3 protein-coding genes are annotated in these 3,321 nt (G+C 37.5%); all 3 read left to right on the top strand.

The window, feature by feature from the left end:
- On the top strand, positions 1-827 hold an 827-nt coding region (locus tag TW84_RS23480; protein ID WP_045978023.1), incomplete at its 5' end, for a hypothetical protein.
- A gap of 332 nt (positions 828-1,159) precedes the next feature.
- Positions 1,160-2,035, top strand: a complete 876-nt coding sequence (locus TW84_RS23475; RefSeq protein WP_045978022.1) for a hypothetical protein — start codon at positions 1,160-1,162, stop codon at positions 2,033-2,035.
- A 333-nt stretch (positions 2,036-2,368) separates the two neighbouring features.
- Positions 2,369-3,277: a hypothetical protein gene (locus TW84_RS23470; RefSeq protein WP_045978021.1), complete on the top strand. Its 909-nt coding sequence runs from the start codon at positions 2,369-2,371 to the stop codon at positions 3,275-3,277.
- Positions 3,278-3,321 lie beyond the last annotated feature (44 nt).

The raw sequence follows: 3,321 nt of genomic DNA, 5'->3' as shown, positions 1-3,321 counted from the left end.
AAAGTGCGATCCCGCCCTGGTCTTTCAAGTTATCTAAGGTTATCAACTCAATTGTTAAAGACAGTAGCTTGAGCGAAGAAACTAACTTTGAAAGGGTCCGAGTCCTCCTCAAAGCAGGTATTTTAACAGAACGTGATGTTTTGGAACTCTATAATAATAAAGTCGAACATATGGACTTATCTTATGAGCACTGTCCACTGGTCAAAATACTGGCACCATTAGAACGAGATGGAACCTTATATTTATCTGACTCTGAAGCTATTTACGAGCTCAGTTGGGATCTGTATCTGGATTATATAAAAAGTATTGTCATGCTCGGGGGAAGAGTAGACTATGATGGATTATTGTGTTGGTTGTTTGATGATAGATACGAAGTTGAGATGTTTAATTACTTAATGGACAATTTCAATATTAAAAAAGAGACAATAAACTATGTTGCAGCACAATTATTATACAATCAATACTGTAGCGATGAAGAGTCAGATGAGGAAGATAGGGCTCTGTTTAACCAGTTAATTGAAAAAGGTATTGATATTAATCTACCTTTCGATGAAAACTCTCATATGTCTGCATTTCATTCATTTCTTGGTGCTGCTTTATTTTGTTCACCTGATCTTTTTGAGCAATATTTATTACAGAGACCCAGCCAAGAGATTATTGAAAACTTACCTTGGTCATACCCTATTAGCGAAGCTGCTTTCACTGACAAACACTTACATTTAATAAATAAACTTATCGAGCTTGGTTATCATGTGCCTGTAGATGAAATAATTTCGGAACTAGAAGAATACGAATATTTTGATTACGCCAAAGCCCTTGCTCATTAAGTTGACTCTGCCTCTAAGTTTATTCTGCTTAGGGGCTTATATTTTCCTCAATATACTCCAGCAATAAAATACCCTTCGTAGTTTGAGATTTGGTATGTCAACTGGTAGCTTTGTTGATATTTCCCTCTTAATTACTTGTTTTAGCTAATAATTTATTGGCATGAGGCCCTGTTGGTTTTGTATTGTGGTGGCAGGATAAGTAATCAATAGCAGCGTGTAGATACCTTACCCACGGTATTTTACTACCAGCAAGCTCTTTACCTTTCACTAACACTGCTGGACGAGATGACGCATAATAAAAAACTTAAAGATATTGAATACAGAGTGTAACTATGACTAAACCAACCATTGAACAGGTCAACCAGATTTTAACCCAAGCCAACCTCGCACCAGTGAAACTGAAAGCCTTCAGCATTTACAGTGTAATGGCTAGAATTATCGAAGATAACAACTGTAGCGAAGAAGCCAATTTTGAACGGGTTCGAGCCCTACTTAAAGCGGGAGTGTTAACAGAACTTGATGTTTTAAAAAGCTTTAATAGTAGAATAGAAGATATGGACTTATCTTATGAACATTGCCCATTAGTTAAAATACTGGCGCCATTAGAGCGTGATGGCACTTTATATTTATCCGGTTCTGGCAGTTTTTATGAAGACCTATGTTATGATATTTATTTGGATTATATAAAAAATATTGTCCTACTTGGAGGTAGGGTAGACCTTGATGGCATGTTACGCTGGGTATTCAATGAAAGAAGTGAGTTTGAGTTATTTGACTACTTAGTGGATAACTTTAAGGTTAAACCAACTACTATTAATAATGTCGCAGCACAAACAATAGATTACTTAAATTCGCACAAGTCCTGTCAAAAAGCCGAATCCGCTTTTAAAAAACTCATTGAGATGGGTATTGATATTAATCTTGCCATTGAGGAAGATGATTGGTATTCAGATTATCGCTCCTTCTTAGGGGTTGTTTTTTGCTATGACCCCGCTATGTTTGAACAGTATTTATTACAAAAACCCAGCCAACAAATTATCGCAGATTTACCTTGGGAATTTGCGATTGAATCTGGTTACTTCCGTGATAGACAAATGCAATTAGTTCAAAAACTGATTGAGTTGGGCTACCAGCTGCCTTTGGATGAGATCATCGAGTTACTGGAAGATGAAGAGCTGGACGATTATGCCAAAGCCCTCGTTCTCTAAGCTGACTCTTGCCCCTAAGCCTATCTCGCTTAGGGGCTAATATTTTCCCTCAATATACTTCAGCAATAAAAGCCCCTTCGTAGTTTGAGAGTTGGTATGCTAACTGGTAGCTTTGTTGATATTTCCCTCTTAATTACTTGTTTTAGCGAATAATTTATTGGCCTGAGGCCCTGTTGGTTTGTACTATGGTGGCAGGAGAAGCAATCAATAACAGCGAGTAGATACCTTACCCGCAGTATTTTACTACCAGCAAGCCCTATACCTTTCACTGGCCCTTCTGGACGAGATGACGCGCAATAAAAAACTTAAAGATATTGAATACAGAGTATAACTATGACTGATCCAACCATCGAACAGGTAAACCAGATTTTAACCCAAGCCAACCTTGCACCAGTGAAACTGAAAGACTTTAGCATTTACAGTGTAATGGCTAGAATTCTCGAAGATAACAACTTTAGCGAAGAAGCTAATTTTGAACGGGTTCGAGCCCTACTTAAAGCCGGAATTTTAACAGAACTTGATGTATTAAAAAGCTTTAATAGTAGAGTAGAAGATATGGACTTATCTTATGAATATTGCCCACTGGTCAAAATACTGGCGCCATTAGAGCGCGATGGTACTTTATATTTATCCGACTCTGAGCGTATTTACCAATTTAGCTGGGATATATATTTAGATTATATAAAGAGTATTGTTTTTCTCGGCGGAAGAGTGGATTATGATGGCTTATTATATCGGGTATTTGACGGTAGAAGTGAGTTTAAAATGTTTAACTACTTGATGGATACCTTTGATGTTCAACAAGAGACCATTAACTATGTTGCGAGTTTACTACTAGTCAAGATACATAGAGGAGAGGTCATGCTAAAAAGAGAAAAAAAACATAGAACTGAGTTTGAAAAATTAGTTGAAAAAGACCGAGCAGCATTTGAAAAGTTAATTGAAAAAGGCATTGACATTAATCTGCCTTTTAGTGATGGCGACGAGTTTAATTCCTTTTTGGGGTATGTATTTTGCTATGACCCTACTATGTTTGAGCAGTATTTGTTACAAAAACCCAACCAACACATTATCGAAGATTTACCATGGGAGTTTGCGATTGAAGAAGATCACTTCCATGATAAGCAATTGCAATTGGTTCAAAAACTGATTGAGTTGGGCTACCAGCTTCCTCTGGATGAGATCATCGAGTTATTGGAAGAACAAGAGCTGGATGATTACGCCAAAGCCCTCGTTCTCTAAGCTGACTCTTGCCCCTAAGCCTATCAGGGCGGGAGCATACTTTG

This window comes from Vibrio neptunius (assembly GCF_000967495.1).
Lineage (GTDB): Bacteria > Pseudomonadota > Gammaproteobacteria > Enterobacterales > Vibrionaceae > Vibrio > Vibrio neptunius.
The sequence above is the reverse complement of the archived record's forward strand: the minus strand, read 5'-3'. Positions and strand labels throughout refer to the sequence as shown.

Coding starts and splice junctions, on each gene's coding strand:
- TW84_RS23475 (WP_045978022.1), top strand. CDS start 1,160: ATGACTAAACCAACCATTGAACAGGTCAACCAGATTTTAACCCAAGCC.
- TW84_RS23470 (WP_045978021.1), top strand. CDS start 2,369: ATGACTGATCCAACCATCGAACAGGTAAACCAGATTTTAACCCAAGCC.